This window comes from Clostridium tarantellae (genome assembly GCF_009295725.1).
Lineage (GTDB): Bacteria > Bacillota > Clostridia > Clostridiales > Clostridiaceae > Sarcina > Sarcina tarantellae.
The window spans coordinates 1-5,897 of sequence record NZ_WHJC01000210.1; the positions used below are offsets into that span (position 1 = coordinate 1).

Annotated in this window: 3 protein-coding genes; 1 reads left to right on the forward strand and 2 read right to left on the reverse strand. The window is 24.0% G+C overall.

Annotated features, from left to right (window positions below; genetic code table 11):
* Positions 1–160: 160 nt before the first annotated feature.
* Positions 161–1,495 carry a branched-chain amino acid transport system II carrier protein gene (gene brnQ, locus GBZ86_RS11660; RefSeq protein ID WP_152890866.1) on the forward strand — a complete coding sequence of 445 codons (1,335 nt, stop codon included), beginning with the start codon at positions 161–163 and terminating at the stop codon, positions 1,493–1,495.
* A 77-nt stretch (positions 1,496–1,572) separates the two neighbouring features.
* Here brnQ and GBZ86_RS11665 read toward each other — a convergent pair whose 3' ends face one another.
* Both GBZ86_RS11665 and yidA read right to left on the reverse strand, forming a co-directional pair.
* Entirely contained in the window at positions 1,573–4,815 is a 3,243-nt protein-coding gene (locus GBZ86_RS11665; protein ID WP_152890868.1) for a DEAD/DEAH box helicase, read from the reverse strand.
* 152 nt (positions 4,816–4,967) lie between these two features.
* Positions 4,968–5,774: a sugar-phosphatase gene (gene yidA / locus GBZ86_RS11670; RefSeq protein WP_152890870.1), complete on the reverse strand. Its 807-nt coding sequence runs from the start codon at positions 5,772–5,774 to the stop codon at positions 4,968–4,970.
* Positions 5,775–5,897 lie beyond the last annotated feature (123 nt).

A 5,897-nucleotide genomic window follows, 5' to 3' on the forward strand; every position in this document is an offset into this window, starting at 1 on the left:
TTCGTATATTAAGCGCTTAATATATCTTATAATTTTACAATACAAAACTATTATTTAATAATTCTTTATTTAACATAATTATTTATGTGTTATTTAATTAATAGTTTAAAGTTTTATGAATTTTTATGAATTAATATAAAGCAAAGGAAGAGGTGTTTTTATGAACAGGAAAAAAACAGATTTTGTAGTTGTAGGCTTTGCCTTATTTTCTATGTTCTTTGGGGCTGGAAACTTAATATTTCCTCCGCTTTTAGGTCGTAATCTTGGACCTGCTTATCTAGCAGGTATAATTGGATTTATAATTACAGGAGTTGGTATTCCACTTTTAGGATTATTAGCTTCTATAAGAATAGATGGACAATTTGAATTATTAGCAGAAAATGTTGGCAAAAAATTCTCAACTATATATGCTATAGTATTGTTTATTTTAATAGGACCTTTGCTTGCAATTCCTAGAACTGCAGCAACAACTTTTGAAATAGCAGTTTTACCAAATTTCCCTAACTTAAATCCATTAATAATGATTTTAATATTCTTCGCAATAAATTTAATATTTGTATTAAAACCATCTAAAGTTATTGATAATTTAGGAAAATTTTTAACTCCAATACTTATATTGATACTATTTACTTTAGTATTGAAAGGAGTTTTACATCCTTTAAGTAATTTATCTAAACAAATTATTCCAAATGCTCTTTCATCATCTTTACTTGAAGGATACCAAACAATGGATGCTATAGCTTCCATAATATTTGCTTCAGTAATACTTGGAAGTATTAAATCCAAAGGATATAAAGGTAATTCTATAAAAAAAGTAACTATAAAAGCTTCTTTAGTGGCTGTTAGTGGACTAGCTATAATATATGGAGGACTAACATTTTTAGGAGCTCGTACTGGAACTCTAGCTACTGATTTAACAAAGTCTGAATTATTAATATATCTATCAAGAAATATATTAGGTACAATTGGAACAACAGCTATTGGAGTTTCAATGGCATTAGCATGTTTAACTACATCCATAGGATTATTATCTGCTGGTGGAAGTTTCTTTGAAAGAGTATCTAAAGGTAAATTTAAATATACATTTAATGTACTAGCTATGACAGCAGTAAGTATATTTGTTGCTAATATGGGATTAGAAGCTATTGTTTCATTATCTTCTACACTTTTAAGTGTTATTTATCCTGTAACAATAGTTTTAATATTATTAAATTTATTCCATAACTATATACCAAAAAAAGTTTCCTATAAATATACTGTTTATACAACTTTATTTATTAGTATATTTGCATTAATTGGAAGTAAATTTTCTATTGTTGGAGATTTAGTTAATTTATTACCTTTAAGTAAATTAGGTTTTGAATGGGTACTCCCAGCAATATTAGCATTTACTTTATCTACATTATTGTGTAAAAGAGAAAGTTCTTCAACTAATAATATAATTAATTTTAAAGAAGAAATTATTACAGAAGAAACGAAAAAAATTTCATATTAATTTAAAAGAACTAAGCTAAGGATTTTAAACCAAATCCTTAGCTTTTATTATTCTATAATTAATATTATAATTTTAGTTTATCTATCACTGAATAATTCTATTATTTCTTTCTTAGATAAAGTTTTTAAAAAACTTCCTTGTTGTAAATTTTCATTCATCACCTTGCTTATAAGTTCTTTTTTATTTTCTTGCATATTTATTATTTTTTCTTCAACAGTTCCTTGGGATATAAGCTTTATAACTTCTACTACATTTTTTTGACCAAATCTATGAGCTCTATCCGTTGCTTGATCTTCCACTGCTGGATTCCACCAAGGATCAAAATGAATAACCATATTTGCACTAGTTAAATTTAACCCTGTTCCTCCTGCTTTTAATGATATAAGAAATACTTTTATATTTTTATTGTTATTAAATTCTTCTACTAATCTTAATCTTTCTTTAGCTTTTATACTTCCATCTAAATAAAAATACTCTATCTTATTTTTTTTCAATTCACTTTTAAAATTACTTAATACAGAAGTAAACTGAGAAAATAAAAGTATTTTATTTTCTAATTTTATACCATCTTTAATAATATCTAAAGCAGTATTGATTTTAGCACTTTCACCAATATATCCTTCTACTAATAAAGATGGGTCTAAACATAGTTGTCTAAGCTTTGTTAAATAAGAAAATACCGTTATTCTATCTTTATCAATATCCCTATTTTTTATTTTTTTCTGTATATTTTTAACAAAGGTACTGTAAACTTTTTTCTGTTCTTCAGTCATTTCCACAAAAAATTTTTTTTCAATTTTATCTGGAAGTTCCTCCATTACATCTTTTTTAATTCTTCTAAGTATAAAAGGTTTTATAAGTTTCTTTAGTTCCTGAAAAACTCCTTCATTATTATTATTCATAAACTCTTTTTGAAATCTAGTTCTTCCATAAAGATATTTAGGCATTATAAAATCAAAAATAGACCATAACTCAAGTAAATTATTTTCCATAGGAGTTCCTGTTAATGCAAATCTCACATCAGCTTTTACTTCCTTAACTACTTCCGTACTTTGAGCTAAAGGATTTTTAATATTTTGAGCTTCATCTATAATAAAATAATTAAACTCTAAATCTTTATATATATGAAAATCATTTCTTAAAGTACCATAAGTAGTAATTATAACATCATAGTCCTTTATGTTATTCATTAAATTAAGTCTACTATCCTTACTTCCATGTAAAATAAGTAATTTAATACTTGGAGCAAATTTTTCAAATTCATTTTTCCAATTATATATTAATGAAGTTGGAGTTACTATTAAACTTTTCTTATCTTTTTCTGAAAGTAAAAAAGCTATAGTTTGTATAGTTTTACCTAAACCCATCTCATCAGCTAAAATCCCTCCAAAACCATAATGACTTAAAGTTTTAAGCCACTTGAAACCTATTTTTTGATACTCTCTTAAGTTTGCTTTTAAATCTTTTGGTATATCATAATGAATTTGCGATATAGTTGCAATTTTACTAGCTATATCATTTACAATACTTTTGCCTTCTATAAAATCTAAGCAACTCTCTTCTATTTTTTCACTTAAATAAATAGCTCTATTTTTTTCTAACTTTAATTTATTTCCTTTTAAATTTTTTCCATTATTCAATATATCTAACATATTAAGAAAACTTTTAGTTTTTTTATCTTCAAAATCAAAAAAGCAGTTATTATTTAACTTATAAAATTTTCTTTTTTCTTTAAAGGCTTTTAATATATTTTTAAATTCCTTTGGTTCAATATCTCCAATAGAAAAAGAAAAGTCTAAAAATCCTCCTTGTGATCCTATAGAAGCACTAATAGACTTTGAGTTATATAACTTTTGTTCCTTAAATCTATCTGAATAATAAATTTCTCCTAAATTACCTAATTTATAAATTCCTTCTTTTAAAAAAGTAAATAATTCATTATCATCACCTTTAAAAATAAACTTATCATTTATTCTAAAAAACTTTAATTTTTCTAAACTTTTCTCTAAATTCTTTTCTTTTTCTAAATCTCTTATTATATATTTTTCACCCTTATATCCTTCTATATAATCAAAAGAAATATCTCCATAATTAATCTTTATTTTACACCAAATAGTATCCTTATTTTTATCTAAATAAAAATTTGAACTTAATTCACTCTTTTCCACCATTTTTTCTATTTTTTCATCTAAATTAAATTTTTTTGATATGGTGTTAATAACCGGTAAAACCTTATTAAATACATCATAGGCATAATCTTTTTTAAATACTATTTCATTTTTCTTATTTAATAAATTATAAAAAGGCATATATAATTTTAATTGATTTTTTGAAGGAATATATATATGATTGTTAAATATAAAAACTTCATTTGAATATGTTAAACTAATAGGTATTAACTCTTTTGATTGTTTTAATAATAAAACATTATCCTCTTCTTTTAAAGATAACTCTAAAGGCATATCTTCATTCTTAACCTTTAATTTTTTTTCTATATTTTTAGACTTATAGTTTATTATTTTATTTCCTACGCATTTAAGAAATCTTTTAAAAGCTGACTCTGATAATATTAAATTTTTATTTTTTAAAAACTTAATATCTCTTGAATTAGGCATTTGGGCTAAATCTACATATTCTTCAATAAAACTTATTATATTTTCATCATCTTGTGAAAAACTATGGACATCAGGATCATATGTAAATGCAGTTCCATATGCTATTGTTCTTCCCGTTCTTCTATAATTTATAAAATCCTCTAAATTCTTTAATACATATTTTTTATCTCCACCTATCTTAAAAGAAACTTCCCACCATTTCCCCTGCTTAAATTCATTTATAAAAACATCCAAAGACATTAATTCCCATTTTTCCAAAGCAATATTTTCTATATCTCTTAAAAGAATTTTTACTTCATCTGCTATTGGTATTACTTTAGGTTCTTTTGATAAAAAATCATTTATTCCTTGTTTAGTATTGTTTATTTTAACACTCTGTTCATACTTTAAAAAAGTAGCTAAAAGATGCTTACACATTTTAGTCTCACCATTCCAAGTATAATTTAAAAAATATTCCTCACATTCGCATTCACAAAATATTAAATCTTTTGTATGTAAATCTATCTCCATATTAGTATAATATATGGATTTTTCATATTTTTCTGATTTTACTTTAGATGAAATATTTAAAACTTCATCTAAAGTTATAGATTTTACATTGCTAACATATCCCTTCAATAAACAATTTTCTGCTTTCTGTTTATCCATATTATAAACATTATTGAAAATATTTTTATGCAACATTTCAACAATTTTATTTTCCATAAAAATTTTCCCTCTTTTCTAATATATTATGAGTAAATATATAAATTATTAAATTATAATAATTTCAACAAATTTTTCTTAAATAAATAAAGTGGCAATTATTATAAAAAATCAACTAAAATTCAATATAATTATTACCACTTATTATTAATTTAATTATTTAATATAAACTTTTCTACAACATAAGCAACTCCGTCTTCTTCATTGCTTTTAGTTACAAAATCAGCCATTTCCTTTATATCCTCAAAAGCATTTCCCATAGCTACTCCAAGTCCTGCATACTCAATCATATGAGCATCATTTCCAGCATCACCTATAGCAATTACCTCTTCTCTCTTTATTCCTAAATGTTCTATTAATTCTCTAACACCTTCACCTTTATTAGAAGTTTTGCTTAAAAACTCTAAAAAATAAGGTGTACTTTTTACAACAGTATACTTTTCATACAATTCTTTAGGAAGTTTTTTTATTGCTGCATCTAAAACTTCTGGTTCATCTATCATCATTACTTTTATTATATCTTCTTCATTTGTAATAGTATTAAAATCAACTATATCAACTTTTATATTATTTATAGTTGCTTCTACTTCTGTATACTTTGACATAATAGGAGTTATTAATCCTTTAGTAGAAAAAGCATGGATATTTACTCCTAGATCTTTACTTATATTATAAAGCTTATGTAAATCAGAGCCTTTTAAAACATCTCTACATATAATTTCTCTTGTTCCTACATTTCTAACTATTGCACCATTAAAAGATAATACATAATCATGATCTGTTGTTAGATTTAACTCTTCTAAATATCTTGTTACTCCATCTACAGGTCTTCCTGTAGCTAATACTACATGTACTCCATGTTCTTTTGCTTCTTTTAACGCTTTTTTTGTTTTATCTGATATAGTTTTGTCTGCTCTTAAAAGAGTTCCATCCATATCAATTGCTATTAACTTGTACATTTTCAAACCACCTTTTAAAACTAATCTCTATTATTATATATTAAAGTAAAATTAATTCCTATTATATTTTTTATATTGTTATAAATTTTTTTATATTTAATAATAAATTATAAAAAACCTACT